Genomic DNA, 25,382 nt, shown 5'->3' on the forward strand with positions numbered 1-25,382 from the left:
CCGGGTGTTCGCGAGACCCGATCGCATCATCGTCACGCAGTTCTCTCCGCCCGAGGGCCTGAGCGTCATCGCGGCGGCGGAGCTGCTGGGTGACTCCAAGCGCGCCGTCGCGGCGCAGCTCGTCGACCTCGCCGTGCGCGGCCTCATCGGGGTGCGCAAGCTCGGCAGGCGGCGCGAGGGCTTCGAGCTGCGGCTGCGTGCGGTGCCCGTCGACGATGGCACCGACCTCGCGCGCGACGACCTCGCCGTGCTCACGGCGCTCTTCCCGTCGCTGCGGCCGGGTGCCGTGCAGGCGCTCGCCCCGTCGACACGGCGCCGCATCGGCGAGCGGATGCGCGCGGCGCACCGCGAGTCCGTCGCGCGGCTCATCGCCACGGGACTCGTGCGCGAGCGCACGTGGTTCGAGAAGGCTCTCGTGTTCTGGCGGAAGCAGCCGACCGTGCCGACCGAGGCCGCGCATCCGGTGATCGACCACCTGTGGGGCGTGCACGACTACGTCGCGTGGGCCGAGGCCGACCGCCTCGCGTTCCACCAGTCGCCCGAGGGCGCCGAGGTGCGCGAGCTCGACGGGGTGGGGCTGCTGCACCTGCACGAGCGCCTGCTGCCCTACGCCGTGCTCTTCGGGCTCGAGAAGGAGTGGCGGCGCGAGCTCGACATCCGCTACGAGGAGGCGCGCGCGAGCCTCGGCGACGCGGCCCACCTCGTCGACGGCGTGGAGGTCGCGCTGCACCTCGCGAGCGCGGCGGCGGATGTCGTGAGCATCGCCGCCGACCTGCACGAGCTCGCGAGCGGCGTCGACGTGCCCGATCTCGGCGACGCGGGCGACCTCGGCGCGGCCGTCGACCTCGGCGGCGCAGCGGAAGGACTCGGTGCCTTCCTCGGCGGACTCGGCGACTTCCTGGGGTCGTTGGACGTGTGACCCACGCGACCCCTTCCGCTCGGCGCTCCCTGCTCCTACACTGAGCGCGAACCCGAGGTCGCCTCGGCCGCGACCGCAGCGCCACCCCCACCACCACATCCCGAGCCGCCGGAGACCCGATGCGCGCCCGACGTCCCGCGCCGTCGCCCTCGCCGTCGGTCGAGCCGTCCGCGCAGCCCACCGGCGGGGTCGCGGGCGGGGTCGCCGGTGAGATCGCCGACACCGGCGCCGACGACGCCGCACCGCTCGCGGCGCTCGCCGCGGTCGCGGTCGGCACGGGCGTCGCCCTGCTCGTGCTCGGCGGGCGTCGCCGTCGCACCGCGCGCATCCGCTGACCGCGACACGCGCCCGGATAGGGTGAGGGGGTGAGCGAGCCCGCCCCCTCCTACGTCGTGCGCCGGGCGCGCACCGCCGATGTGCGCGGCATGCTCGGGCTCATCGAGCCGTACGTCGAGCGCCGCATCCTGCTCGGCAAGGAGCGCGTCACCCTCTTCGAAGACATCCAGGAGTTCCGCGTCGCCGAGACCCCCGAGGGCCAGCTCATCGGATGCGGTGCGCTGCACGTCATCTGGGAGGACCTCGGCGAGATCCGCACGATCGCCGTCGCCGACGCGTGGCTGCACCGCGGCGTCGGGCACGCGCTGCTCGAGCACCTCGAGCACGACGCGCGCGAGCTCGGCCTCACGCGCCTGTTCTGCCTCACCTTCGAGACCGAGTTCTTCGGTGGGCACGGCTTCGAGCCGATCGGCGAGAAGGTCGTCGACCCCGAGGTCTACGCCGAGCTCGTGCGCTCGCCCGACGACGGCGTCGCCGAGTTCCTCGACCTCGCGCGCGTCAAGCAGAACACGCTCGGCAACACCCGGATGCTCAAGCAGCTCTGACAGGCGGCGCGCGCGGCGCTGTGATCGGCCGGGAAACCGCCGGGAGTCGACGCCATGCCGTGTGCGCGCCGCGGGAACCGGCGCATCCGGGCCTACCCTGGCGGCATGTCGAGCCAGCAGCCGGGGCGTCTGCCCGCGTCGGTGTACCGCCGCCGCCGGCTCATGGTCGGCCTCGGGGCGCTCGCCGTCATCGTCGTCATCGTGCTGCTCATCGTGCGGCCGGGCGCCGCATCCGACGACGACCCGAAGGCCGGAGACACGCCGTCGAGCAGCTCCAGCCCCGGCGCGGACGAGACGGATGACGGCGACAACGCCTCCGGCGACCCCAGCGCCGCGTGCGACCCCGCCGTCATCACCCTCACACCCGTCACCGACAAGGACGGCTACGCGGCCGGCGAGATCCCCATGATCTCGATGACCATCAAGAACTCGGGCGCCGTCGCGTGCACCTTCACCGTCGGCACGGATGCGCAGTACTACGAGATCGTGAGCGGTTCCGACCCCATCTGGAACTCGCGCGACTGCCAGACCGACCCCGCGCCCCTCAGCCAGGTGCTCGAGCCGGGCGTCGAGCTCACCACGACCCCCTTCGGCTGGGACCGCACCCGCTCCTCCGCCACCACGTGCGACGGCGACCGGCCCCAGGTGACGGGCGGCGGCGCGACCTACCGCCTCTCGGTGGCGCTCGGCGACGCGAAGTCGGCGGGCGACAAGGCGTTTCTGCTGTACTGAGCCGTCTCGCGCGGTGGTGAGCGGTCCGGGCGAGCGGTCCGGCTTCGCCGGTCTGTGTTTCGCGCTCCGCGCGGGGGCCGCGCCCTTCTCCCTTCCGTTGGTTGAGTAGCGCCGCGCGCGCAGCGCACGACGCGTATCGAAACCCTCGCACCCGCGTATCTACAGCGGGCCAAGGATGCGATCCCTCCGCACGTCATCCGTTCGTCGGGTTTCGATACGCCGTGCGTCGCGCCCTGCGGGCGCGGCGCGCGGCACTCAACCAGCGGTGAACGCGCGCGCGCGAGCGGCATTGCCCGATGGCACCGGTGCCGCTGGGCACCCCTTCCCCGTTGGTTGAGTAGCGCCGCGCGCGAAGCGCACGACGCGTATCGAAACCCTCGCACCCGCGTATCGAGTGCGGGCCAAGGGATGCGAGACCTCCGCACGTCATCCGTTCGTCGGGTTTCGATACGCCGTGCGTCGCGCCCTGCGGGCGCGGCGCGCGGCACTCAACCAGCGGTGAACTCGCGACCACGTGTATCGAGACCCCGCCCGCCGATGACGTTCGACCGGGGATCCTGCGGTAGCGTCAACCCAGCACCAGGAGCCCGATGTCCGACACCACCACCGTCGCCGCGGAACCGAGCGAGCAGCCCGCTGCCCTGACACCCGTCTCGCCGCTTCGGCGCGCCCTCGTGTGGGCGGCCACCTTCGCGGTCGTCGCCGTCGGCACCCTCGGGCTCGCCGCATCCGACCTCGCACCCGCGCCCGCGAACGGCGGACGCGCCGCGCGCTTCGTGCCGGCCGACGGCAGCGCGATGATGTGGACGGCATCCGACGGCACCCGCTCGATCCACGAGAACGCGCGCGACACGGGCCCGGCGATGCTGCTCGAGCTGCCCGCGAACGCCGCCTACGGTATCTTCTCCGACACCCCTGAGCACGCCCTCCGCAGCATCGACCTGTGGCGCGAGACGACGGCGTTCCTCGACGACCCCGAGAGCTCGGCCGTCACGTCGCTCTACGTGCTCGACGACGCGGGCCTCTCGCTGCTCACCGCGACCGGCGGCACGGTCGGGTTCGCCTACTCCCCCGCGCTCGTCATGCTGCCCGCGGATGCGCGGCCCGGCGTCACGTGGGAGGGCGAGGGTGACGCGATGCCCGCCGGCCTGCTGCACTACACGACGCGCGGCGAGCTCACGGATGCGGGCGACGGGTGCCTCGTCTCCACGACCGACACCCGCTACCTCGACCCCGACTCGGGTGCCGAGCTGCTCGCTGTCGACGAGCAGGCCACGTGGTGCCCGGGCCGCGGCATCGTGCGCGACGTCGGCGTCGTCGGCGGGGAGGAGATCAGCTACGACATCGTCGAGCTGCCCGAGACGGGCGGGCTCGGTCGCACCGACATCGCCACGACCCCCGCGCGCTACGACTGGACGGATGCCGACCGCTGGCGCCCGCGCGACCTCGAGTTCGTGATCACCGACCCCGGTTTCGGCGAGTCGCCGCAGGGCACCCCGTTCGACGGTCTGGCCGCGACGACGAGCGACGGCGCGCTCGTGGCGGCGGTCGGCGGCCGCCTCGCGTCGTACACGGTCGAGGGCGGCAGGGCGACGCGCGGTTGGCTCGCCTCACCCGGCGGCGACCTCATCACGCTCTCCGCGGTCGGGGACGTGACCCTCGTGACGACCGCGACGCGGCGGCTCGTCGCCTACGACGAGCGCGGCGCCCGACTGTGGTCGACGACGTTCCCGGATGTCGTGCTCGCGGCCCCCGCGGTCGCCCCCGACGACGACATCGTCGCCGTGAGCGTCGACGGCACCCTGCGCCGCATCGACCTCGTGACGGGCGAGACGGTGTGGTCGACCGCCCTGCGCACCGACGTCGACTCGACGCCCGCCGTCGGCAGCGGCCTCGCGGTCGTCGTCGATCGGGGCGGCGCCGTGATCGCGCGCTCCCTCGCCGACGGCACCTCCCAGTGGAGCACCGACCTCGTCGGCGCCGAGCGCGCCGTCGCGGGCGAGGGCGTCATCGCGGTGCAGGGCGTCAACGCCGACGTGTGGGTGCTCGACCCGGCCGACGGCTCCACCCGCTGGGACGCCGACCGCCGCGGCCTGGGGCGCAGCATCGCGATCGCCGACGGGGTCGTCGTGGCCCTCGGCGACGCCGGCACGGCCGCGTGGGACGTCGACGACGGCCGCGAGCTGTGGACGAGCCCCGCCGACACCCAGCTGCTCGTCGGCGACGGCCGCCTCGTGCTCGTGACCGCGACATCCGTCGAGGTGCGCGACCCCGACGGCGAGCTCGTCCGCGAGGTCGAGCTCGGCGAGGCCTTCATCGGCGTGACGCGCGTCGTGCTGCCGACGCCCCACGGCATCCGGATCCTCAACTCGAACACGACCGGCACGGAGGTGCGCGGATGACGCAGTCGCCTCCCGCGACCGAGCCCGTGACGCAAGCGATCGCCCCGCCGAAGCGCTCGGTGTGGCAGGTCGCCGGCCGTGCGGGCTACGAGTTCCTGCACCGCGTGATCCTCGCGCCCGTGCACGAGGGCCGGCTGCGCGACATCGACTGGCCGCTCGGCCTCCGCCCGCTCGTGGTCGTCGGGCTCGTCGGCTACGTGGTCGCGGCGCTGCTCGTGCTCTTCTCGGGTCCGCTGCGCGAGTGGATCCCGCTCGCCGCGCAGGCGGGCGCCTTCCAGCTCACGCTGCCCCGCTCGCTCGTGTGGCTCGTGCTCGCGCTCACGGCCCTCTCGACGACGCTCGCGGCGACGGGCGCCCTGCACACGCGCGCGTGGCTGCGCTGGGTGATGACCGTCTTCGTCATCTCGATCATGCTGTTCATCGCGGTGCCCGACCAGGAGCTCATCCCGGTCGCCCGCATCATCACGATCGCGGCGTGCATCGGGCTCATCGTGTACGTCGCCGTGCGCGGCGGGCGCGGCTACCGCTGGTGGGACTTCGTGGCGATCGCGGCGCTCGTGTGGGGTCCGCTCATCGTCACGGCGTCGGTGCTCACCTCGGTGAACCGCGAGGCCGGCTTCGACTTCATGCCGCTCATGCTGAGCCTCACCCTCTCGACCCTCGGCCAGCTCGCGGTGCCGGCCGCGCTCGCATCCGGTGCCGCGGTCGCGAGCGTCACCGTGTCATCGGCGCTGTGGGCCGCGAAGATCGTGCGCAGCGTCATCGGACCCGTCGCCGTGTTCATCGTGCTCGGGCTCGTCGCGGCGTGGCGCACCTTCGACGTCGCGGTCGGCGCGGGCGATCTCGTGGCGGATGCGGAGAGCCTGCGGGCGCTCGGCGTCGCCGCCCTGCTGCTCGCCCTCATCGCCGCGAGCTGGGTGGCGCTGCGCGTGGTGCGCCGCGACCGCGGGGGCGCCACGGCGCAGGCGATGGCCGACCGCATCGACGGGCTCGCGCTCATCGTGGCGGCGTTCACGACGACGTCGGTCGTCGCGACGCCCGTGCTCGTGCTCGGGCAGGTGTCGCTCGGCTACGGGGCCCCGAAGGAGGTCGCGAGCTTCTTCGTCGCGGCCGCGGGCTGGGCGACGACGTCGACCGTCATGTTCATCGTGCGCGCCGTCGGAGCGATCGTGCTGATCGTGCTCGCTTTCGTGCAGGCGCGGCGCGGCCGCCGCACGACCCCCGAGCTCATGGCCGCGGTCGGCGTCGCGGGGCTCCTCATCGCGGTCGGCGTGCTGTTCGAGCTGCCGCTCGGCTGGAACGAGGATGCGCTCGCGATCCTCGGCGCCGTGCTCGGCCTCGCGGTGCTCGTCGGCTCGCTCGTGGCGCGCCGGCTCACGCCCGCGCGCGCGACATCCGTGCTCATCGCGCTGCTCATGTCGGCGCTCTTCGCCTACCGCGAGTTCGTGACCGACCCCATCGCGTACCTGCTCGGCTTCGCGGGCGGCGCGGTCGTGCTCTTCGGCTTCGTGTGGTCGTTCCTCACGGGCTACAAAGCGGCCAACGAGGACTCGCCCGCCTACCCGCGGCCCTCGCGCGTGCAGCTCGTGCTCGCGAACGCCATCTTCGGCATCACGGTGCTCGCGTTCCTCGCGCTCGCGCGGGATCCGGATGCGTCGGTGTCGCTCGGCGAGCTCGCCGAGTACGGCGCGCAGGCCTACGGCGACCCGCTCGTCGCGGCCGGCCTGCTGCTCGCGCTGTGGGCGGCGCTCCGCGGCCGGGAGCTCGACGACGTGCCGGAGGAGGACAGCTCGGCGACCGTGTAGCTGGGGCCCGCAACGACGGACGCGGCTTCAGCCCCCGAGGGTGCTCTCGCGCGGGATGACCGTGTGCGGGGCGACGAGCTGCACGGCGGGGGCGTCGGGGTCGTCGATGCGGGCCGTGATGCGGGCGACGGCCCCCTGCGCGATGAAGGGGGTGTCGAGCGACACCGTGCTGAGCGAGGGGCGCGAGTAGCGGCCCTCCTCGATGTCGTCGATGCCGATGATCGCGACGTCCTCGGGCACGCGCAGGCCCGCGTCGAAGACGGCGCGGAGGGCGCCCATCGCGAGCAGGTCGGAGTAGCAGAAGATCGCATCCGGTCGGGGGTCGCGCTCGAGGAGGGCGCGCGTCGCCTGGTAGCCGTCGGCGCGACTGTAGTGCGCGGCCGCCTCGATGCCGACGGGGGCGAGCCCCGCATCCGAGAGAGCGCTCTCGAAGCCGGCCGTGCGCTGCTGCGGCGTCGAGTACTCCTCGTCGGGCTGAGCGCCGATCGCCGCGATGCGCGTACGGCCGATCGAGACGAGGTGGGTCGTGGCGTCGTGCGCCGCGCGCACGTTGTCGATCGCGACGTGATCGTAGCGTCCGTCGAAGTCGTGCTCGCCGAGCAGCACGAGCGGCATCGACGTGCGCGTGTTCATCTCGAGCAGCTCGGCGGGCGTCACGAGGGGCGCGAAGAGGATGCCGTCGAAGAGCATCGTGCGATCCCCGCCCGTGAGCAGCTCCCGCTCGCGCTCGTGGTCGTGCGCGGTCTGGTCGATCATGACGCGGTAGCCGACCTCGGCGGCGGAGTTGATGACGTCGCGCGCGAGCTCGCTGAAGTAGGGCACGTCGATCTCGGGCACGACGAGGGCGAGCATGCCCGTGCGGCCCGTGCGCAGCGTGCGCGCGACCGGGTTGGGCCGGTAGTCGAGCTCCTCGATCGCGGCGAGCACGCGCGTGCGCATCCTCTCGCTCACGTGGGCGTAGCCGCTCACGACGTTGGACACGGTGCGCATGGAGACCTGTGCGCGTTCCGCGACGTCTCGCAGCGTTGCCGGCATCGTCACCTCCTGATCTCGTGACATCGTAGCGTTTGCAACGTGCGCAAACTTGCGATACCGTTTTGCACACGTTGGCAAACGTCCTGCACAAAGGAGTGTCCCCATGCACCAGCGCACCACCCGAGCCCTCGCGCTCGGCGGGATCGCCGCACTCACCCTCGGCCTCACGGCCTGCGGCCCCGCCATCGGAGACGGCGGAGAGAGCACCGACTCCGCGAAGCTCCAGGCCCCGACCGAGAGCTCGCCGAAGGGCGAGATCACGATCTGGGACCGAGAGGGCGACCTCTTCAACGTCTTCGACGAGGCGATCGAGGCGTTCAACGAGAAGTACCCCGACATCGTCGTGCACCACGAGGCGGTCGACATCGGCGCCAAGCTGCAGAACACCCTCATCACCGGCAGCGACGTGCCCGACGGGGTGTTCCTCGACGACCAGCTCGTCGCCGGCTACGCCGACCACCTGTGGGACCTGAGCGACGTGCTCGCGCCCTACGCATCCGACATCGCCCCGCAGAAGCTCGACGTGAACTCGCAGGGCGACGGCATCTACGGCGTGCCGTTCGACCTCGACCCGGGCCTGCTGTTCTACAACGCGACCGCGCTCGAGGCCGCAGGCATCGACGCATCCGCGATCGAGACCTACGACGACCTGCTCGACGCCGCCCGCGCCTACAAGGCCGCAGTGCCCGACGCCGGCCCCATCCACCTCGAGCAGAGCCCCTTCCTCGGCCAGCTGCAGCTCGAGATGTATGCGAGCCAGCTCGGCACCGCGCTCACCGACGACGACGGCGCCCTGCGCCTCGACTCGCCGGAGTACGAGCAGATCCTCACCTTCCTCGACACCGTGAGCAAGGAAGGGCTCGGCACGCGCGCCGAGTACCTCTCGCCCACCGACATCGAGACGCTCGACGCGGGCAAGCAGGTGTTCTTCCCGTGGGCGATCTGGTTCGACTTCGCGCCGCAGCAGCTGCTCGAGCAGACGGCGGGCGACTGGCGCGCGATGCCGCTGCCCGCGTGGACGGATGGCGGGGCCCGCTCGGGCGCGATGGGCGGCTCCTCGTTCATCCTCCCGAAGGACGGCGAGAACTCGCAGCTCGCGTGGCTCTTCTACGAGTTCCTGATGTTCGACGAGGCCGGCTACTCCACGGTGTGGGGCCCCAACTCGGTCTACCCCGAGGGGCTCAACACGTCGATCCCGAGCTACCTGCCCGCGGCCGACCCCGCGAAGCCGCTCTTCCAGCCGGTCGACGCGTTCGGCGGTCAGGACCTCTGGGCCGTCGCGACGGAGGCCGGGGCCGAGATCCCGGGCGGCGTGCCGACCCCCAGCTGGTGGGCGGGGGCCGTGGACTACCTCGGCAACAACCTGCAGCTCATGCTCGACGGAACGCTCACGCCGCGCCAGGTGATCGAGAACTCGACGGCCGACATCCAGAAGAACCTCATCGACCGGCAGTAGCCGGCATCCGCACCACCCCCCATCGAGCCGAGACCGGGAGTCCCCATGACCACGACTGCACTGCCACGCCCCGCGCGGCCGCGCCGACGCGGCAGGGGGCTCCCGGTCAGCCGGCGCCTCGCGCCCTACGTCTTCGTCGCCCCGTTCGTCGCCCTGTTCCTCGCGTTCGGCATCTACCCGATGCTCTTCACGCTGCGGCTGAGCTTCACGAACTGGCACGGAGCCGGCTCCGCCCGATGGGTGGGGTGGGACAACTACACCTACCTGCTCGGCAACCCCGCGTTCTGGAACTCGCTCGGCAACTCTGCCGTGCTGTGGCTGCTCATCATCCCGGCGCAGCTCGTGATCGGGCTCGCGGCCGCGATCCTGCTCGACAACGCGAAGCTCAAGCTGCGCGGCTTCTACCGCACCGCCTTCATCGTGCCGTTCGTGACGCCGCTCGTCGCGGTCGCGCAGATCTGGGTCGTGCTCTTCGACCAGAACTACGGAGCCGTCAACGCCGTGCTCGGGGCCGTCGGGCTGCCGGATGTCGCGTGGCTCACCTCGAGCGAGTGGGCGAAGCCGACCCTCGCGCTGCTCTTCATCTGGAAGACGAGCGGCTTCATCATCATCATCCTCCTCTCGGGCCTGCAGGCGATCGACTCCTCCGTCTACGAGGCCGCGGCGCTCGACGGCGCCGGACGCATGCGGCGCGTGTGGAGCATCACGATCCCGCTCATCCGGCGCACGCTCATGTTCTCGGTCGTGCTGCAGACGCTCGCCGTCTTCCAGATGTTCGCCGAGCCGTTCGTCGTGACGCAGGGCGGTCCCTACTCGTCGACGACGACGGCCGGCCTCTACCTCTACAACCACATCACGCGCGGGGACCTCGGCACGGGTGCCGCGAACTCGTTCCTGCTCGTGATCCTCGTGATGGCGCTGTCGCTCGGCTTCGTGCGGCTCCTGCGGGCGAAGGACTGACCCGGATGACGATCTCCACCCAGGCAGGCGAGCGTCGCCGCCCGCACATCGCCTCGCACGCGTTCCTCGTCGTGCTCACGCTCGCGTTCCTCGCGCCCGTCGTGTGGGCGGTGCTCTCGGCGTTCAAGCCCGCGAACGACATCATCCGGCACCCCCTCGAGTTCGACGCGACGACCTTCGGGTTCGACAACTTCATCGGGATGTTCCAAGACGTCCCGATCCTGCACGGCTTCCTCAACACGGCGATCGTGCTCGTCGTGAAGGGCTCGATCACCCTCTTCTGCGCGCCGCTCGCGGCCTACGCCTTCGCGAAGTACGACTTCCCCGGCAAGAACCTGCTGTTCGGCACGGTGCTCGTCACCCTCATGCTGCCGACGATCGTGCTCATCATCCCGCTGCTGCTCGAGATGAAGGAGCTCGGCTGGGTCAACACCTACCAGGCGCTCATCCTGCCGGGTGCGGTCGACGCGTTCGCGATCTTCTGGATGCGACAGGTGATCGCCGCCGTGCCCGACGAGCTGCTCGACGCGGCGCGGGTCGACGGCTGCGGCGAGTTCGGGCTCTACTGGCGGATCGTCGTGCCGATCATCCGTCCCGGCCTCGCCGGCCTCGCGGTGCTCACGGTCATGAACATCTACAACGACTTCGTGTGGCCCGTCGTCGTCGCGAGCTCCGAGCGGATGGCGACTCTCCAGGTCGTGCTGTCGACCCTCGCCTCCACGATCTCCGGCAACAAGATCGGCGCCGACTACGCGACCGTCACGGGCGAGCTGCTCGCCGCGAGCACCGTGGCGCTCGTGCCGCTGCTCGTCATCTTCTTCCTCCTTCAGAAGCACTTCATCAACGGCATCCTCGCCGGAAGCGTGAAGGGCTGAGCCATGGAAAGGCCCCGCATGACCCTCCCCAAGCCCGAGTACCCGCGCCCCGACCGCGACCGGTCCGACCGCTGGCTGACCCTCAACGGCACGTGGTCGTTCTCGAGCGACGAGGGCGACACCGAGATCACGGTGCCGTTCGCGTGGGAGACCCCGGCATCCGGAGTGCAGCGCACGTGGCTCGAACACGGCGTCTACCGTCGCGACGTGCCGGCGACCGAGTGGCCGCGCACGTACCTGTGCTTCGGCGGCGTGCACCACCGCGCGCGCGTCACGCTCGACGGCGAGCTGCTCGGCGAGCACGTGGGGGGCAGCGTGCCGTTCGAGTTCGACATCACGGGGCGCTCGGGCGAGCTCGTCGTCGAGGTGGAGGCGCCGGCCGACAAGCGCGAGCTCGTGCACGGCAAGCAGCGCTCGATCCCGCGCGACGACTACGACGGCGTCTCGTTCACCCCGACGTCGGGCATCTGGCAGTCGGTGTGGCTCGAGGGCCGCGGCCGCGAGGAGATCCGCAGCGTCGTCGTGCGCGGCGACTCGCTCACGGGGTTCGACGTGGCGGGCGAGGCGGATGCGGCCGAGGTGCGCATCGACGGCGTACCTTTCGCGGTGGTCGATGGGCGCTTCGCGGCGCGCATCGACCTCGTCGAGCCCCGCCTGTGGTCGCCCGCCGATCCGCACCTCTACGAGCTCGAGCTCACGACCTCGGACGACCGGGTGGTCGTGACCGCCGGATTGCGCCGCATCGAGACCCGTGGCGAGGAGCTCTACCTCAACGGCGAACGCCTCTACCTGCGCGGCGTGCTCGACCAGGGCTACTGGCCCGAGACCGGGCTCACGGCGCCGAGCGAGGAGGCCCTCGTGCGCGACCTCGAGCTCGCGCGCGACCTCGGCTTCACGATGGTGCGCAAGCACATCAAGCTCGAGGAGCCGCGCTGGCTGCATCACGCCGACCGGATGGGCATGCTCGTGTGGGCGGAGCCGCCCGCCCCCAGCCGCTGGACCCCGGCATCCGCGGAGGCGTTCCTCGCGCAGCTGCCGATCATGGTCGAGCGCGACGGCAACCACCCGTCGATCATCGCGTGGGGCCTCTACAACGAGGAGTGGGGCCTCGACTGGGACATCCCGGGCAGCCCCGAACGAGCGGATGCCGCGGTCGCCGCCTACGACGCCCTGCGCGCGCTCGACGACACACGACCGATCGTCGAGAACTCGGGCTGGAACCACGTGCGCACCGACCTGGTCGACTGGCACTACTACGACGAGGACCCGGCGTCGTGGGCGCGCAACCTCGCCGAGCTCGCCGCCGGCTCCCGCGAGGACTGGCCGGTCAAGCTCGGCCCCGACTTCGTGGTCGACAAGAGCCTCTACGGCTCCGACGACTTCCCGCGCACGGGCGTGCCGATCGTCAACAGCGAGTACGGTGCGGGCTTCACGAGCCTCGAGCGGGCATGGCACTCGCGGTGGCAGACGCAGGAGCTCCGCCGACACGACCGCTTCGCGGGCTACGTGTACACCGAGCTGACCGACGTCGAGCACGAGATGGCGGGCGTCGTGGACGCCGACCGTCGCCCGAAGGATGCGGGCGGGCTCGACTACCGCGCGATGCACGCCGACACGGTGCTCGTCGTCGACCTCGTGCCCGCGCACGCGGGGGCTGACATCCGGGTTCCCGAGCAGCCGTTCGATCTCGACGTGCACGTGTCGCACCACGGCCGTGCGCCGCTCTCGGGTGCCGTGCATGCCGCGTGGGGTGCGGCCGGGTCGCGCCTCCGCCCGGTCGACGGTGCGGTCACGGCGCCGGTCGGCGTCGTGCGGCCGTTCGAGCTGAGCGCCGCTGCGACCTTGCGCATCCCGGCGCCCGCCGGGCCCGCTCGCCTGCACCTGTGGTTCACGGAGGAAGACGGCACGGTGCGGGCGAGCACGTTCGTCGACGCGGCGCCCGTCGAGCAGCCGAACCGCCGCGGGGCGCGCGCGGAGTGAGGCGTGGCGCGCGCCGGTTCCGCCAACGTCCGGCGCGCGTCACCTCCCGCCGGGGTCGCGTCACCCGCTGGTTGAGTAGCGCCCGCGCTTACCCGCTGGTTGAGTAGCGCCCGCAGCCGCCCACCCGCTGGTTGAGTAGCGCCCGTAGGGCGCGTGTCGAAACCAGCCCGCGGCCCGACCTCAGAACGCCGGCGCGTTCACCCGCTCCGCCCCGCTCGCCGAGAACGCGAGCGACTCGGCCGTCTGGATCGAGCCGGCCTCCTCGTCGACGATCGTGCGATACCCGAGGCGCGTCGCCTCGGCCGCGCGCTGGCGCCCACCCGCGACGGCGCGCACCTCGCCCGCGAGGCTGATCTCGCCGATCGCGGCGAGCGTGCGCGGCAGCGGCCGGTCTTTCGCGGCCGACGCGATGGCGAGCGCGATCGCGAGGTCGGACCCGGGCTCGGAGAGCCGGATGCCGCCCACCGTCGACACGTAGACCTCCTTGTCGGAGAGCTTGATGCGGCAGCGCTTCTCGAGCACCGCGAGCAGCATCGCGACGCGCGCGCCGTCGACGCCGCTCACGATGCGGCGCGGGTTGGGCGCCGTCGTGTCGACGACGAGCGCCTGCACCTCGACCGGGAGCGCGCGGCGTCCCTCGAGCGTGACCGTGACGCACGTGCCCGGCACGGGCGTGTGGGTGCGCGAGAGGAAGAGCCCCGACGGGTCGGGCACCTCCGCGATGCCGTCCCCCGCCATCTCGAAGCAGCCCGCCTCATCCGTCGGTCCGAAGCGGTTCTTGAGGGCGCGCACGAAGCGCAGCGCCGTCTGGCGGTCGCCCTCGAAGCTCAGCACGACGTCGACGAGGTGCTCGAGCAGACGCGGGCCCGCGATCGAGCCGTCTTTCGTCACGTGGCCGACGAGCAGCAGCGGGATGGAGCGCTCCTTCGCGACGCGGACGAGCGTGCCCGCGACTTCCCGCACCTGCGCCGGCTGGCCGGGGGCGCCATCCGAGAGGGAGGAGGCGATCGTCTGCACCGAGTCGACGATGAGCAGCCCGGGGCGCACGGCGTCGATGTGACCCAGCACGGTGGCGAGGTCTGTCTCGGATGCGAGGTACAGCTCGTCGTCGAGGGCGCCCGTGCGCTCGGCCCGCAGCCGCACCTGGCCCGCCGACTCCTCGCCCGAGACGTAGAGCACCCGCCCGCCTCGGCGTGCCACGCGCGCAGCGACCTCGAGCAGGAGCGTCGACTTGCCGACGCCCGGCTCACCCGACACGAGCACGGCGGCACCCGGCACGAGCCCGCCGCCCAGCACGCGGTCGAACTCGCCGATGCCCGTCTGGCGGTGGGTGGCATCCGCGACGACGTGCTCGGTGATGGGCCGTGCGGCGCGCGACTCGGGCACGGATGCGGCGGTCACCTTGCCGGTGGGCGCCCCGCGCTCGACGATGGAGCCCCACTGCTGGCACTCGGGGCAGCGCCCGAACCACTTGGCGCCCGTCCAGCCGCACTCGGAGCATGCGTAACCGGGGGCGGGGGGTCGGGCCATGCGGTCAGCCTAGATGGCACCGCCGACGCAGGATGCGTCAGGGCGTGACGACGAAGAGCTGCGTCGCGATCGTCACCGCGGCGACGGCGAGTGTCGCGAAGCCGAGCCAGCCCGCCGCGAGGGAGGGACGGTCGTCGCGCCACGTCAGGACGGGCGAGAGCTCGGGCGCCGGGGCGTCAACGAGGTTCTGCGCCGCCGCGAGCGAGTGCGAGCGGCCGATGCGCGTGCCGCGGTTGTCGGCGGTCTCGAAGGCGCCGTCCACGAACTCGACCGTGCCGAGGAACTCGCCGTCGCGCGTCCCGGCCCACAGGCCCTCCGCGACGAGCGACCAGCGCACGCCGTGCATGACGGGTGCGGCCGTGGGGGCGAAGCTCCCGGGGGTGAGCGTGGCGGTCATGGTGCCGGTCCTCTCGTGGTGAACGGGCTTGCGAACACCATCCTGCGAGCGGCGGCCGCCGGGAGCCAAGGAACGGGGGAGGGGTTGCGGAGGGGCGCGAGCGGTGCTACGAGACGCGCTCGAGCAGCACCATGACCTCGTAGTGCTCCGTCTGCGGGAACATGTCGAACACCCGGATGCGGCGCGGGCGCAGGCTCGGCATCGCCGCGAGGTCGCGCGCGAGCGACACCGCGTTGCAGCTCGAGTAGACGACCGCGCCGACGCTCGACGCCTCGAGCGTCGCGCACAGCTCCGGCCCGAGGCCGCGCCGCGGCGGGTTGACGATGACGGCATCCGGAGCATCCGCACCGCCGACCGCGGTCGCGTCGCCCACCTCGAACGCGACATCCGCGAGCCCCGCCTCGGCGGCCGACAGCCGCGCGCTCTCGACCGCGGGCGCGCTCGTCTCGATGCCGAGCACACGACGGCCGGGGCCCGCGACGTGCAGCGCGAAGCCGCCGACGCCGCAGTAGAGGTCCCAGACGGATGCGGGGGCGAGCTCGTCGACCCACGCACGTGCCTGGTGATAGAGGTCGGCCGCGACATCCGTGTTCGTCTGGAAGAAGCTGCCCGGACGCAGATGCAGCACGACGTCGTCGAGCCGCATCGCGAGCGACTCGTCGGCCGTGAGCGGCACCTCGACCTCGCCCTCGAGCACGGCCTTGTGCTCGGGCAGCAGGTTGACGCTCACGACCGCGAGCTGGGGCAGCGCGTCGAGCAGCGCCGGCAGGTGCTTGCGGATGCGCGCGAGCGACTCGGTCGAGCGCAGCACGAAGCGCAGCATGAGGCGCCCGTCGGGCGACTCGGTCAGCAGCACGTTCTTGAGCTCGCCACGTCGGGCCGGCACGTCGTACGGCTCGAGGCGCGCGAGGGTGATGAACGCGGCGATCGGCGGGAGCGCGGCGCGGAGCCCCTCGGCCAGCACGCCGCATCCGCGCAGGTCGACGCCGCGGCGGTCGCCGTCGAGGATGCCGAGGGTCGGCGCGTCGACCGTGCCGCCGACGACCATCTTCGCCTTGTTGCGGAAGGCTTCGGGGCGCGACGTCATCGGCGGGAGCCACATGGCATCCGCCCACGGGCTCAGGAGCGACTCGGCGTGCGCGACCTTGCCCGCGAGCTGGGCGTCGTACTCGACGCCCATGAGGGTGCACGAACGGCACACCCCCGCGTCGAAGTAGTCGCACTGCACCCGGTCACGATACGTCAGGCGCGCTGGTGCGCCCGCTCGAGCGCCGCCCCCTCGACGTCGACGTTCGGCATCGCGCGGTCGAGCCAGCGGGGGATCCACCACGCGGCGCGGCCGAGCACGTGCATGAGGGCGGGCATGAGCAGCAGCCGCACGACGAACGCGTCGAGTAGCACCCCGACCGCGAGGCCGAAGCCGAACTGGCGGATGATGACGGCCTCCGAGAACACGAAGCCGCCGAACACCGACACCATGATGAGCCCCGCCGCGATCACGACCGAGCGGCCCGCGCGGAACCCGCGGGCCACCGCGAGGCGGGCCGTGGCACCGTGCACGTAGGCCTCGCGCATCCCGGATGCCAGGAACAGCTGGTAGTCCATCGCGAGCCCGAAGAGGATGCCCACCAGGATGAGCGGCATGAAGCTGAGCACAGGGCCTGTGGCGGTGAGGCCGAAGACGGGCGCGAACCAGCCCCACTGGAACACCGCGACGAGCGCGCCGTAGGTCGCGAGCAGCGACAGGATGAACCCGCCCGTCGCGATGAGCGGCACGAGCAGTGAGCGGAACACGAGGATCATGATCACGAGCGAGATGCCCACGACGACCGCGAGGTAGAGCGGCAGCACGTCGGCGAGGTTGTTCGAGATGTCGATGTTGATGGCAGCCTGACCCGCGACGCCGAGTAGCTCGCCGTCGACCTCGAGCCCGCGCAGCGCGTGCACGACCTCCGCGGTGGAGGCGTCGTTCGGCCCTTCGGCTGGGATCACCTGGAACGCCAAGAGCTCGTTCGCGTCGTCGACCGCGATGGGCGCGACCGCGACGACGCCGTCGACGGCGCCGATCGCCTCGGCGATGTCGAGCTGACGCCCGAGCACCTCGTCGTCGGTCGTGCCGTCGGGCAGCTGGGCCGTCACGAGCATGGTGCTGTTGGCGCCCGCGCCGAAGCCGTCGTGCAGCAGCTCGAACGCGCGGTTCGTGGTCGAGCCCTCCGGCTCGGAGCCGCCGTCGGGCAGGCCGAGGCGCATCGACGCGGCGGGCACGGCGCACGCGAGCAGGGCCGCGACGGTCAGCACGATCGTCACGACCGTGCGCACCCAGCCCATCGGCGTTGCCGTGTCGGCCGGATGCGGCACCGGGCCGGAGGCGAGCGTGCGGCGTCCGCGGCGGCCCAGCATCCGCTCGCCCGCGAGCCCGAGCATGGCGGGCGTGAGGGTCACGGCGACGGCCACGGCGATCGCGACGCACGCCGCGCCGACGGCGCCCATGAGGCCGAGGAAGGGGATGCCCGTGACGAAGAGCGCGAGCAGCGCCACGACGACCGTCGACCCCGCGAACACGACGGCGGTGCCGGCGGTGCCGTTCGCGAGCGCGATCGACTCGTGCACCTCGGCGCCCGAGAGCAGCTGCCGTCGGTGCCGGTTGACGATGAAGAGGGAGTAGTCGATGCCGACCGCGAGCCCGAGCATGACGCCGAGCACGGGGGTGACGGATGCCATGGTCGTGAGACCCGAGAACGCGAGCGCGCCGAGCACGCCGATCGCGACGCCCGTGAGAGCTGTGACGATCGGGAACGACGCGGCGAGCAGGGAGCCGAGCATGACGACGAGCACGATCCCCGCGATCGCGACGCCGATCGCCTCGCTCACGCCGATGATCGCCGGCACGCCCTGCGCGATCTCGGTCGAGAACGCGACCTCGACACCGTCGATGCCGTGGTCGGAGAAGTGGTCGATGACGCTCTGCTTCGCCTCGTCCGAGAGCTCGAGGCGCGGCTCGGTGAAGGCGACGTTGACGACGGCGGTCGCGCCGTCCTCCGAGACGACGCGGATGCCCTCCGCGAGCTCGGCGACGCGCGCGCCCTGCTCGAGCAGCGTGGCCTGCGCCTCGAGCTCCGCGCGACCCGCGTCGAGGGTCGCCTGCTGCGCGTCGAGCTCGGCCCGCTGCGCGTCGAGGCCCGCGAGCATCGCGGGCGGGGCGCCGGATGCCTCGAGCTGCGCGCGGGCGGCGTCGAGCTGCGCCCGCCCCGCGTCGAGCTGGGCCTGGCCGCCGTCGAGCTGGGCGCGCGCCTCGTCGAGTTGGGCGCGGCCGGCCTCGACCTGCGCGAGCTGGTCGGCGCGCTGCTGCTCGGCGTCGAACGGGTCGACCACCTCGGCGACGTCGACGAGGTCGCTCGTGTCGGCGGCGAGCTGCGAGATCGCGGTGCGCTGCGCATCCGTCAGCTGCGAGCCGTCGTCGGTGTGGAAGACCACCATGCCGGCAGCGCCGCTGTACTCGGGCAGGCGCTCCTGCAGCTCGTCGATGACCTCGCTCGAGGCGGTGCCGGGGATGTCGAAGCTGTTGCTGAGGCCGCCGAAGAACGCGGCGAACGCGCCGGCGGTGAGGGCGAGCACGAGCGCCCACACGCCGATGACCCATCCGGCGCGGCGGGCGGCGAGGCGCCCGAGTCGGTACAGCAGTTCGGCCATGGAGTCCCCCTCGGGCGAATAACGAGACGGTGCGTCTCGTGATTACGATACCGGGTATGGCACCCAGCTCCCGCCGCGGGCCCGGCCGCAGCGAGGCGGCGCGCGTCGCGATCCTCGAGGCGACGGCGCGCATCTTCCTCGAGCGCGGCTACGAGCACCTCACGATGGAGGGCGTCGCCGCGGAGGCCGGGGTCGGCAAGCAGACCATCTACCGCTGGTGGCCCTCCCGCACGGCGCTCGTCGCCGAGTGCCTCGCGGAGGGGCTCATCATGCCCGCATGGTTCGTGCCGCCCGACTCGGGAGACGTGCGCGCCGACCTCACGACGTGGCTCGAGAATGTCGCCGACTTCGTCGCTCAGCCCGGCAACGACGCGCTCCTGCGCTCGCTCGTGGAGGCATCCGCTCAAGACCCCGCGGTCGCGACCGGGCTGAGCGAGCGGCTCGGTGTGCTGCAGCTGCTGGGCGAGCGGATGCGGCGCGCGGTCGAGGCGGGCGACATCGACGAGCTGCCCGTCGAGCAGCTCGTGGAGGCGATGCTCGGGGCGCTCGTCGTGCGGGCGCTGCAGCGCGGGCCCATCGACCGCGCGTACGCGGGGCGGCTCGTCGCGCTGCTCATGCCGCCCCGGGCAGCGCGCGACTGACGCGCGCGGGGACCTCCGGCACTGCTCGCGCGCATACGCGATCGGATAGTTTCGAGGGCGTGAGCCAGCAGCCGGATGCGTCCCCCGCGCGCCGCATCCGCCGGTCCCGCTGGATCGCGGCCGGGGTCGCGCTCGTCGCGCTCGTCGTGCTCGCGGCGGTCGTCGTGCTCGTCGCGCGCTGGCTGCGCACGCTCGAGCCCGTGCAGTCGTTCCTGCTCCAGTTCCCGGGCGAGTACCCGCTCCCGGACGGGTCGCCCGTGGGGCTGCCGGCGTGGCTCGGCTGGCAGCACTTCTTCAACGCGTTCTTCCTCGTGCTCATCGTGCGCACGGGGCTGCAGTCGCGCGCCGAGAAGCAGCCGCCCGCCCTGTGGACGTCGCGCCGCAACCGCCGCCGACGCATGAGCCTCACGGTGTGGCTGCACCTCGCGCTCGACCTGCTCTGGATCGTCAACGGCGTGCTCTACGTCGTGCTGCTGTTCGCGACGGGCCAGTGGGTGCGGATCGTGCCGACGAGCTGGGACGTCTTCCCGAACGCGATCTCGGCCGGACTGCAGTACGCATCCCTCGACTGGCCGCTCGAGCACGCGTGGCTGAACTACAACAGCCTCCAGCAGCTGTCGTACTTCGCGATCGTGTTCCTCGCGGCGCCGCTCGCGATCGTCTCCGGTGCGCGGATGTCGGCGTTCTGGCCGCGCGACGCGAAGCGCCTCAACGAGCTGTACCCGTTCTCGGTCGCGAAGGCCGTGCACCTGCCCGTGATGGTGTTCTTCATCGCCTTCACGGTCGCGCACGTCACGCTCGTGCTCGCGACGGACGCCCTGCGCAACCTCAACGCGATGTTCGCGGCGCGCGACGCATCCGATTGGGTGGGCTTCGGCATCTTCGCCCTCGCGCTGCTCGTGATCGCGGGCGGATGGGCGCTCGTGCGTCCCGCGATCGTCGACCGCATCGCATCCGCCTTCGGCGACGTGGTGCGCCGTTCCCCCCGCTGAGTGGTCGCTGCTCCCTCCGCTGAGTGGTCGGTTTCTGGCCTTAAACCGCCGGTTTGAGGCCAGAAACCGACCGGTCAGCGATCGGAGGGCCCGGACCGGCCCGCGGATGCAGGCGGATGCACGACCCGCGAACGCGGGGAGGCGGGCTCCCAGCCACGCGTGTTATCACTGATTACATGAACACCGGGACTCGACGAGGAGACCTCCGGGCCACCATCCTCCAGCTGTCGCTGGATCATGTGCGCACCGAAGGCATGAGCACACTCTCGGCGCGCGACGTCGCGCGGAGGGCCGGCGTCAGCTCGGCGGCCGTCTACCGCCACTTCCCCGACTTCGGTCAGCTCCGCGTCGCCGTCGCCCGCGCTGCCCGCGAGGAGCTCGCCCGCACGATGATCGCCGCGAAGGCGCTCGCGGGCCCCACCCCGCGGACGTGGCTCGACGAGGCGTGCCGCGCCTACATCCGCTTCGGGCTCGAGCAGCCGCTGCTCTTCGCGGCGGCGTTCCAGGGGCCGGAAGCGCGCGATGGATCGGGCGACGACCCCTCGCCGTGGGATGTGCTGCTGGAGACCCTCGACGAGCTCGTCGCCGTGGGCGCCCTCGGCGCGGCATCCCGTGAGCAGGCGCCGCTCGCGGTGTGGACCTCGGTGCACGGCCTCGCATCCCTGCTCGCGATCGGCACGCTGCCGCCCGGCGTCACGGTCGAGCTCGCGATCGGCACCGTGCTGCGGAGCCTCCACCGCTCGATCGGCGTCGACTGACGCGCCCCGGCGTACCCTTTCGGCATGGAGCACCGCATCTACGGCATGAGCTTCGCGCGCATCTACCCGCTCTACGTCGAGAAGGTGGAGCGCAAGGGGCGCACGACCGAGGAGCTCGACGACGTCATCGAGTGGCTCACGGGCTATACCCCGGCCGAGGTGCAGGCCCACATCGAGGCCGGCACGACGCTGCGCGAGTTCTTCGACGGCGCCCGCATCAACCCGGCCGCGAGCCTCATCACGGGCGTCATCTGCGGCATCCGGGTCGAGCAGATCGACGACCCGCTCATGCAGAGGATCCGCTATCTCGACAAGCTCGTCGACGAGCTCGCGCGGGGCAAGGCGCTGCAGAAGGTGCTGCGCACCCCGGCGTAGCCGCGCGGCAGGGCGTAGCGTCAGGGGGCATGACGACGACTCACGACAAAGCGCTCGCCCTTCAGGCCCTCCACGAGGCGCCAGAGATCCTGCAGGTGGTCAACGTGTGGGATGCGGTGAGCGCGAAGGTCATCGCCGAGCTGCCCGGCACGCGCGCCCTCGCGACCGCCGGCCACTCGATCGCCGCGAGCCACGGCTACCCCGACGGCGGGATGCCGCTCGACGTCGCGCTCGACGGCGCCCGCGTCATCGCCGAGGCGGTCGACCTGCCGGTGAGCGCCGACCTCGACGACGGCTACGACGAGCCCGGCGAGACCGTGCGCCGCGTGATCGGCTTCGGCGTCGTCGGCGCCAACGTCGAGGACCGGATGCGCCCGCTCGAGGAGGCGGCCGCGCGTGTGCGCGCGATCACGCGCGCCGCCGAGGCGGAGGGCGTCGCGTTCCAGCTCAACGCGCGCACCGACGCGTTCCTCGGCGAGGGTGATGTCGAGTGGAAGCTCGGCGAGGCGATCGCGCGCGGCCGCGCGTTCCTCGCGGAGGGTGCCGCGCTCGTCTTCGTGCCCGGCCCGACGCAGCGCGAGCTGATCGAGCCGCTCGTCGAGGCCTTCGGGGGCAAGCTCTCGATCATCGGCCTGCCGGGCGCGCTTCCCGCATCCGAGTACGAGCGGATGGGCGTGGCCCGCATCTCCTACGGCCCCCTGACCCAGCGCGTCGCCCTCCGTGCGCTGCGCGACCTCGGCGCCTCGCTCTACGGTGGCGGCGTCATCCCCGAGGACACGCCGGCCCTCAACTGACGCCGGCGCTCCATTCGCTGAGTGGTCGGTTTCTGGCCCCAAACCTGCGGTTTGAGGCCAGAAACCGACCGGTCAGCGAGAGATGGCCCGCGCGTAGCGCGCCCCGAGCATCCGCACGTGGTCGACGAGCTCGGCGGGCGCGGTGACGCGGAAGTCGAGCCCCAGCATCCCGATGTAGACCGCGATCGTCTCGTAGCTGTCGCCGCCCGTCACGAGCACGCAGCGCCCGGCGTCGAGCGCCTCGACGACCCCGACGGCGGGGTTGATGCGCGCGAGCACCTCGTCCGCGGGTGCGAGCACCTCGATCCGCGCGTGCACCGCCCACCCCGACGACGCGACCGTGCGCACGACGAGCTCCGTGTAGCGCTCCTCGCTGAGCGGCCGCGGGCGGAACGGGCGCCGCGTGGGCTGCTTGAGCCGCATCCAGTCGAGCCGGTACGTGCCCCACTCGCCCGTCGCGGCATCCCGCGCCACGAGGTACCAGCGCCGCTGCCAGCTCACGACGCGGTACGGCTCGACGAGGTGCGCGGCCCCGCCGAGCTCGAAGCGCAGCCACTCGGTGTCGCGCACGGCCGCGGCGACCTGCGCGAGGGCGGCGGGGTCGAGCTCGGGGTCGGCGACGTTCGAGCTTGTGTTGGCGGGCCCCTCGTCGACGGAGCTGCGGATGGCGCTCACACGGTCGCGCACGCGCGCCGGCAGCACCGTCTCGAGCTTCGCGAGCGTGCGGGCGCTCGTCTCGGAGACGCCGGGGACCGCGGATGCTGCCCGCAGCCCGACGGCGACCGCGACCGCGTCGTCGTCGTCGAGCAGCAGGGGAGGGACGCGCGCCCCCGCACCCAGCCGGTACGCGCCCGCCCGGCCGCGCACCGCATCCACGGGGTAGCCGAGCTCGCGGAGCGTGCCGACGTCGGCGCGCACCGTGCGCTCGCTCACGTCGAGCCGCTCGGCGAGCTCCGGCCCGCTCCAGGCCCGCCCCGACTGCAGCATCGCGAGCAGCTCGAGGAGGCGTTGGGTGCGCGTCGACATGGGTTCTCGAATCAGGAAAGAAACGTGCCTGATGCGAACCTACCGTGAGGGCATGACGAACAACACCACCATCACCCCCTTCCGCATCGACATCCCTCAGGCCGACATCGACGACCTGCGCGAGCGGCTCGCGCGCACGCGCCTGCCGCAGCCCGCGCCGGGCGACGACTGGAGCTACGGGATGCCGAACCACTACCTCACCCCGCTCGTCGAGGCGTGGCGCGGGTTCGACTGGCGCGCGCAGGAGGCGCGCCTCAACGCCTACCCGCAGTTCACGACCGAGATCGACGGCCAGACGATCCATTTCCTCCACGTCGAGTCGCAGGTTCCGGATGCGACCCCGCTGCTGCTCGTGCACAGCTACCCCGGCACGGTCGCCGACTTCCTCGACATGATCGACCCGCTCGTCGACCCGGTGGCCCACGGCGGCCGCGCCGAGGACGCGTTCTCGCTCGTGATCCCCTCGGCGCCCGGCTTCGGCTTCAGCACGCCGCTCGTCGACCGCGGCTGGACCATCAAGCGCGTCGCCGAGACCTACGACCAGCTCATGCGCCGCCTCGGCTACGACCGCTACCTCAGCCACGGCAGCGACATGGGGGCGCTCGTCGGACGCGAGCTCGCCATCCTGAGCCCCGAGGGCTTCCTCGGCGCGCACGTGCTGCAGCTGTTCGCGTTCCCCTCGGGCGACCCGGCCGAGTTCGAGAAGCTCGAGCCCGCCGACTACGCGGCGCTCGAGCACATGCAGTGGTTCCAGTCGGTGGGCGGCTACAACGCGTTCAACGCGTCGCGGCCCCAGACGGTCGCGGCGGCGCTCTCCGACTCGCCCGCCGGCCAGCTCGCCTGGAACGAGCTCTTCCAGTCGTTCGGCAACGGAACGAGCCGCGTGACCGACGAGCAGCTTCTGCTCGAGGCCTCGATCGAGTGGTTCACGAACACCTCGGCGTCGGTCGGCCGCTACCACTTCGAGGAGGCGCACTCGGGCGCCGAGCCCGTCGTGAACCCCGGCGTCGTCGGCGTGACGGTGTTCGAGCACGACTTCCAGACGATCAAGGTGTTCGCCGAGCGCGACAACGCGAACATCGTCTACTGGGGTCGCGGAACGGATGCCGGCCACTACGCCGCGCTCGAGGCCCCGGATGCCGTGGTCGCCGAGCTCCGCGCATTCGCCGAGGTCGTGGCCCGCCGCTGACCTCCGGTCGCCGAGTGATCGTGCGCTGACTGGTCGGTTTCTGGCCTCAAACCCGCGGTTTGAGGCCAGAAACCGACCGATCAGCGTGTGCAAGGCGCGCCCCCGGAGGGGTGGTACCGTCGCGCCATGGCCGACCCCATCCTGCTCACCGTCGATCAGGGCCTCGCCCGCATCACCCTCAACCGCCCCGAGCGGCTCAACGCCTTCGACGGCGAGACGGGCCACGCGTGGGCACGCATCGCCGAGGAGGTCGTCGCGCGCGACGACGTGCACGCGGTGCTGCTCGAGGGCGCGGGCCCCGCGTTCTGCGCGGGCGGCGACGTGCGGGCCATGGTCGAGCTCGGCTCGGGCCCCGCCCTCACCGAGCTCGCGGGCGTCATCAACCGCGGCATCCGGGCCCTCACCGAGTCGGAGCTGCCCGTCGCGGTGGCCGCCCACGGCGCCGTCGTCGGCGGCGGGCTCGGCATCCTGCTCTCGGGCGACTACGCGGTCGTCGGCGAGAGCTCGAAGATCGGCAGCCGCTACGCCAACGTCGGCCTCACGCCCGACCTCTCGGTGTCGGCGCAGCTCGCTCGCGCGGTCGGCGAGCGGCGCGCGCTCCAGCTCGTGCTGAGCGACCGGGTGCTCTCGGGCGCCGAGGCGGTCGAGTGGGGTCTCGCAGCCGAGGTGGTTCCGGATGCCGAGGTCGGCCCCCGCGCGGAGGCCGTGGCGCGCTCGTGGATCGCGGGAGCCGCATCCGCCTACGGGCGTGCGAAGCGCCTCGTGCGCGACGCGGCCCACCGGCCGTTCGCGGAGCAGCTCGCCGAGGAGGCCCGCTTGATCGGCGCCGCCTACGAGAGCCCGGACGGCCGGCGCCTCACGGCCGCCTTCGCCGCCAAGTAACCGCCCGTCGTCGTCCCCGAAAGTACGTACTTTTCCCTCGAATCGGCCCGGTTCTCGCGAAAA

23 protein-coding genes are annotated in these 25,382 nt (G+C 72.3%); 17 read left to right on the forward strand and 6 right to left on the reverse strand.

Annotated elements, in window-relative coordinates; translation table 11 throughout:
- Window positions 1–4 precede the first annotated feature (4 nt).
- The 6 genes from H4J02_RS01030 to H4J02_RS01055 all read left to right on the forward strand — a co-directional run bounded on the left by H4J02_RS01030 (window position 5) and on the right by H4J02_RS01055 (window position 6,739).
- Window positions 5–919 (forward strand): hypothetical protein, encoded by a 915-nt coding sequence (locus H4J02_RS01030; RefSeq protein ID WP_187675292.1) that lies wholly within the window; start codon window positions 5–7, stop codon window positions 917–919.
- A 119-nt stretch (window positions 920–1,038) separates the two neighbouring features.
- Window positions 1,039–1,254 (forward strand): hypothetical protein, encoded by a 216-nt coding sequence (locus H4J02_RS01035; protein WP_187675293.1) that lies wholly within the window; start codon window positions 1,039–1,041, stop codon window positions 1,252–1,254.
- A 90-nt stretch (window positions 1,255–1,344) separates the two neighbouring features.
- Window positions 1,345–1,800: an amino-acid N-acetyltransferase gene (locus H4J02_RS01040; RefSeq protein ID WP_262406287.1), complete on the forward strand. Its 456-nt coding sequence runs from the start codon at window positions 1,345–1,347 to the stop codon at window positions 1,798–1,800.
- Window positions 1,801–1,905: 105 nt separating this feature from the next.
- Window positions 1,906–2,532 (forward strand): hypothetical protein, encoded by a 627-nt coding sequence (locus tag H4J02_RS01045; RefSeq protein ID WP_187675295.1) that lies wholly within the window; start codon window positions 1,906–1,908, stop codon window positions 2,530–2,532.
- Between the two features lie 590 nt (window positions 2,533–3,122).
- Window positions 3,123–4,934 carry a PQQ-binding-like beta-propeller repeat protein gene (locus H4J02_RS01050; protein WP_187675296.1) on the forward strand — a complete coding sequence of 604 codons (1,812 nt, stop codon included), beginning with the start codon at window positions 3,123–3,125 and terminating at the stop codon, window positions 4,932–4,934.
- The gene (locus tag H4J02_RS01055; RefSeq protein WP_187675297.1) at window positions 4,931–6,739 is read left to right on the forward strand and encodes a hypothetical protein; all 1,809 of its coding nucleotides are present in this window, start codon (window positions 4,931–4,933) and stop codon (window positions 6,737–6,739) included. Before H4J02_RS01050 ends, H4J02_RS01055 begins: the two co-directional genes overlap by 4 nt.
- A 27-nt stretch (window positions 6,740–6,766) precedes the next feature.
- Here H4J02_RS01055 and H4J02_RS01060 read toward each other — a convergent pair whose 3' ends face one another.
- Complete coding sequence (locus H4J02_RS01060) at window positions 6,767–7,729, reverse strand: LacI family DNA-binding transcriptional regulator (protein ID WP_222942225.1); 963 nt, start codon at window positions 7,727–7,729, stop codon at window positions 6,767–6,769.
- A gap of 148 nt (window positions 7,730–7,877) precedes the next feature.
- Here H4J02_RS01060 and H4J02_RS01065 point away from each other — a divergent pair, with 148 nt between their 5' ends.
- The 4 genes from H4J02_RS01065 to H4J02_RS01080 are packed head-to-tail and all read left to right on the forward strand — an operon-like array spanning window position 7,878 to window position 13,045.
- On the forward strand, window positions 7,878–9,230 hold the full coding sequence (locus tag H4J02_RS01065) for an ABC transporter substrate-binding protein (RefSeq protein WP_187675299.1): 1,353 nt from the start codon (window positions 7,878–7,880) through the stop codon (window positions 9,228–9,230).
- A gap of 45 nt (window positions 9,231–9,275) precedes the next feature.
- Window positions 9,276–10,190 (forward strand): carbohydrate ABC transporter permease, encoded by a 915-nt coding sequence (locus tag H4J02_RS01070; protein WP_187675300.1) that lies wholly within the window; start codon window positions 9,276–9,278, stop codon window positions 10,188–10,190.
- A gap of 5 nt (window positions 10,191–10,195) precedes the next feature.
- A complete protein-coding gene (locus H4J02_RS01075) occupies window positions 10,196–11,065 on the forward strand; it encodes a carbohydrate ABC transporter permease (protein WP_187675301.1) in 870 nt (289 codons plus the stop codon).
- A gap of 18 nt (window positions 11,066–11,083) precedes the next feature.
- A complete protein-coding gene (locus tag H4J02_RS01080; protein WP_187675302.1) occupies window positions 11,084–13,045 on the forward strand; it encodes a glycoside hydrolase family 2 protein in 1,962 nt (653 codons plus the stop codon).
- Window positions 13,046–13,225: 180 nt separating this feature from the next.
- Here H4J02_RS01080 and radA read toward each other — a convergent pair whose 3' ends face one another.
- From radA to H4J02_RS01100, 4 genes are all read right to left on the reverse strand, one after another.
- Window positions 13,226–14,575, reverse strand: coding sequence for a DNA repair protein RadA (gene radA, locus H4J02_RS01085; RefSeq protein WP_187675303.1), 1,350 nt, complete (start codon window positions 14,573–14,575; stop codon window positions 13,226–13,228).
- Window positions 14,576–14,612: 37 nt separating this feature from the next.
- Window positions 14,613–14,972, reverse strand: a complete 360-nt coding sequence (locus H4J02_RS01090) for a hypothetical protein (RefSeq protein ID WP_187675304.1) — start codon at window positions 14,970–14,972, stop codon at window positions 14,613–14,615.
- A 106-nt stretch (window positions 14,973–15,078) separates the two neighbouring features.
- Window positions 15,079–16,200: a 23S rRNA (uracil(747)-C(5))-methyltransferase RlmC gene (rlmC, locus tag H4J02_RS01095; RefSeq protein WP_187675305.1), complete on the reverse strand. Its 1,122-nt coding sequence runs from the start codon at window positions 16,198–16,200 to the stop codon at window positions 15,079–15,081.
- 14 nt (window positions 16,201–16,214) lie between these two features.
- On the reverse strand, window positions 16,215–18,662 hold the full coding sequence (locus tag H4J02_RS01100; RefSeq protein WP_187675306.1) for an MMPL family transporter: 2,448 nt from the start codon (window positions 18,660–18,662) through the stop codon (window positions 16,215–16,217).
- 56 nt (window positions 18,663–18,718) lie between these two features.
- Between H4J02_RS01100 and H4J02_RS01105 the strand changes: the two genes are divergently transcribed.
- From H4J02_RS01105 to H4J02_RS01125, 5 genes are all read left to right on the forward strand, one after another.
- Window positions 18,719–19,303 (forward strand): TetR/AcrR family transcriptional regulator, encoded by a 585-nt coding sequence (locus H4J02_RS01105; RefSeq protein ID WP_187675307.1) that lies wholly within the window; start codon window positions 18,719–18,721, stop codon window positions 19,301–19,303.
- A gap of 59 nt (window positions 19,304–19,362) precedes the next feature.
- Window positions 19,363–20,295, forward strand: coding sequence for a cytochrome b/b6 domain-containing protein (locus tag H4J02_RS01110; RefSeq protein WP_187675308.1), 933 nt, complete (start codon window positions 19,363–19,365; stop codon window positions 20,293–20,295).
- Between the two features lie 254 nt (window positions 20,296–20,549).
- Window positions 20,550–21,053, forward strand: a complete 504-nt coding sequence (locus H4J02_RS01115) for a TetR/AcrR family transcriptional regulator (RefSeq protein ID WP_187676371.1) — start codon at window positions 20,550–20,552, stop codon at window positions 21,051–21,053.
- 24 nt (window positions 21,054–21,077) lie between these two features.
- Window positions 21,078–21,428: a DUF2200 domain-containing protein gene (locus H4J02_RS01120; RefSeq protein WP_187675309.1), complete on the forward strand. Its 351-nt coding sequence runs from the start codon at window positions 21,078–21,080 to the stop codon at window positions 21,426–21,428.
- Between the two features lie 29 nt (window positions 21,429–21,457).
- Window positions 21,458–22,222, forward strand: coding sequence for an isocitrate lyase/phosphoenolpyruvate mutase family protein (locus H4J02_RS01125; protein ID WP_187675310.1), 765 nt, complete (start codon window positions 21,458–21,460; stop codon window positions 22,220–22,222).
- A gap of 72 nt (window positions 22,223–22,294) precedes the next feature.
- On the opposite strand, the gene H4J02_RS01130 is transcribed toward H4J02_RS01125, so the two are convergent.
- The gene (locus H4J02_RS01130; RefSeq protein WP_187675311.1) at window positions 22,295–23,248 is read right to left on the reverse strand and encodes a YafY family protein; all 954 of its coding nucleotides are present in this window, start codon (window positions 23,246–23,248) and stop codon (window positions 22,295–22,297) included.
- A 52-nt stretch (window positions 23,249–23,300) separates the two neighbouring features.
- Between H4J02_RS01130 and H4J02_RS01135 the strand changes: the two genes are divergently transcribed.
- Window positions 23,301–24,437 (forward strand): epoxide hydrolase family protein, encoded by a 1,137-nt coding sequence (locus H4J02_RS01135; RefSeq protein WP_187675312.1) that lies wholly within the window; start codon window positions 23,301–23,303, stop codon window positions 24,435–24,437.
- Window positions 24,438–24,563: 126 nt separating this feature from the next.
- Window positions 24,564–25,319 (forward strand): enoyl-CoA hydratase/isomerase family protein, encoded by a 756-nt coding sequence (locus H4J02_RS01140; RefSeq protein WP_187675313.1) that lies wholly within the window; start codon window positions 24,564–24,566, stop codon window positions 25,317–25,319.
- The last annotated feature ends 63 nt before the right edge of the window (window positions 25,320–25,382 follow it).

Source organism: Protaetiibacter sp. SSC-01 (assembly GCF_014483895.1).
Taxonomy (GTDB): domain Bacteria; phylum Actinomycetota; class Actinomycetes; order Actinomycetales; family Microbacteriaceae; genus Homoserinibacter.

Bases quoted from the DNA above. Each gene is read 5' to 3' on its own strand.
- H4J02_RS01070 (WP_187675300.1), top strand. From the start codon at position 9,276: ATGACCACGACTGCACTGCCACGCCCCGCGCGGCCGCGCCGACGCGGC.
- H4J02_RS01040 (WP_262406287.1), top strand. From the start codon at position 1,345: ATGCTCGGGCTCATCGAGCCGTACGTCGAGCGCCGCATCCTGCTCGGC.
- H4J02_RS01115 (WP_187676371.1), top strand. From the start codon at position 20,550: ATGAGCACACTCTCGGCGCGCGACGTCGCGCGGAGGGCCGGCGTCAGC.
- H4J02_RS01120 (WP_187675309.1), top strand. From the start codon at position 21,078: ATGGAGCACCGCATCTACGGCATGAGCTTCGCGCGCATCTACCCGCTC.
- H4J02_RS01135 (WP_187675312.1), top strand. From the start codon at position 23,301: ATGACGAACAACACCACCATCACCCCCTTCCGCATCGACATCCCTCAG.
- H4J02_RS01075 (WP_187675301.1), top strand. From the start codon at position 10,196: ATGACGATCTCCACCCAGGCAGGCGAGCGTCGCCGCCCGCACATCGCC.
- H4J02_RS01090 (WP_187675304.1), bottom strand. From the start codon at position 14,972: ATGACCGCCACGCTCACCCCCGGGAGCTTCGCCCCCACGGCCGCACCC.
- H4J02_RS01130 (WP_187675311.1), bottom strand. From the start codon at position 23,248: ATGTCGACGCGCACCCAACGCCTCCTCGAGCTGCTCGCGATGCTGCAG.
- H4J02_RS01065 (WP_187675299.1), top strand. From the start codon at position 7,878: ATGCACCAGCGCACCACCCGAGCCCTCGCGCTCGGCGGGATCGCCGCA.
- H4J02_RS01140 (WP_187675313.1), top strand. From the start codon at position 24,564: ATGGCCGACCCCATCCTGCTCACCGTCGATCAGGGCCTCGCCCGCATC.
- H4J02_RS01105 (WP_187675307.1), top strand. From the start codon at position 18,719: ATGGCACCCAGCTCCCGCCGCGGGCCCGGCCGCAGCGAGGCGGCGCGC.
- H4J02_RS01050 (WP_187675296.1), top strand. From the start codon at position 3,123: ATGTCCGACACCACCACCGTCGCCGCGGAACCGAGCGAGCAGCCCGCT.
- H4J02_RS01100 (WP_187675306.1), bottom strand. From the start codon at position 18,662: ATGGCCGAACTGCTGTACCGACTCGGGCGCCTCGCCGCCCGCCGCGCC.
- H4J02_RS01080 (WP_187675302.1), top strand. From the start codon at position 11,084: ATGACCCTCCCCAAGCCCGAGTACCCGCGCCCCGACCGCGACCGGTCC.
- H4J02_RS01060 (WP_222942225.1), bottom strand. From the start codon at position 7,729: ATGCGCACCGTGTCCAACGTCGTGAGCGGCTACGCCCACGTGAGCGAG.
- H4J02_RS01055 (WP_187675297.1), top strand. From the start codon at position 4,931: ATGACGCAGTCGCCTCCCGCGACCGAGCCCGTGACGCAAGCGATCGCC.
- H4J02_RS01125 (WP_187675310.1), top strand. From the start codon at position 21,458: ATGACGACGACTCACGACAAAGCGCTCGCCCTTCAGGCCCTCCACGAG.
- radA (WP_187675303.1), bottom strand. From the start codon at position 14,575: ATGGCCCGACCCCCCGCCCCCGGTTACGCATGCTCCGAGTGCGGCTGG.
- H4J02_RS01035 (WP_187675293.1), top strand. From the start codon at position 1,039: ATGCGCGCCCGACGTCCCGCGCCGTCGCCCTCGCCGTCGGTCGAGCCG.
- H4J02_RS01045 (WP_187675295.1), top strand. From the start codon at position 1,906: ATGTCGAGCCAGCAGCCGGGGCGTCTGCCCGCGTCGGTGTACCGCCGC.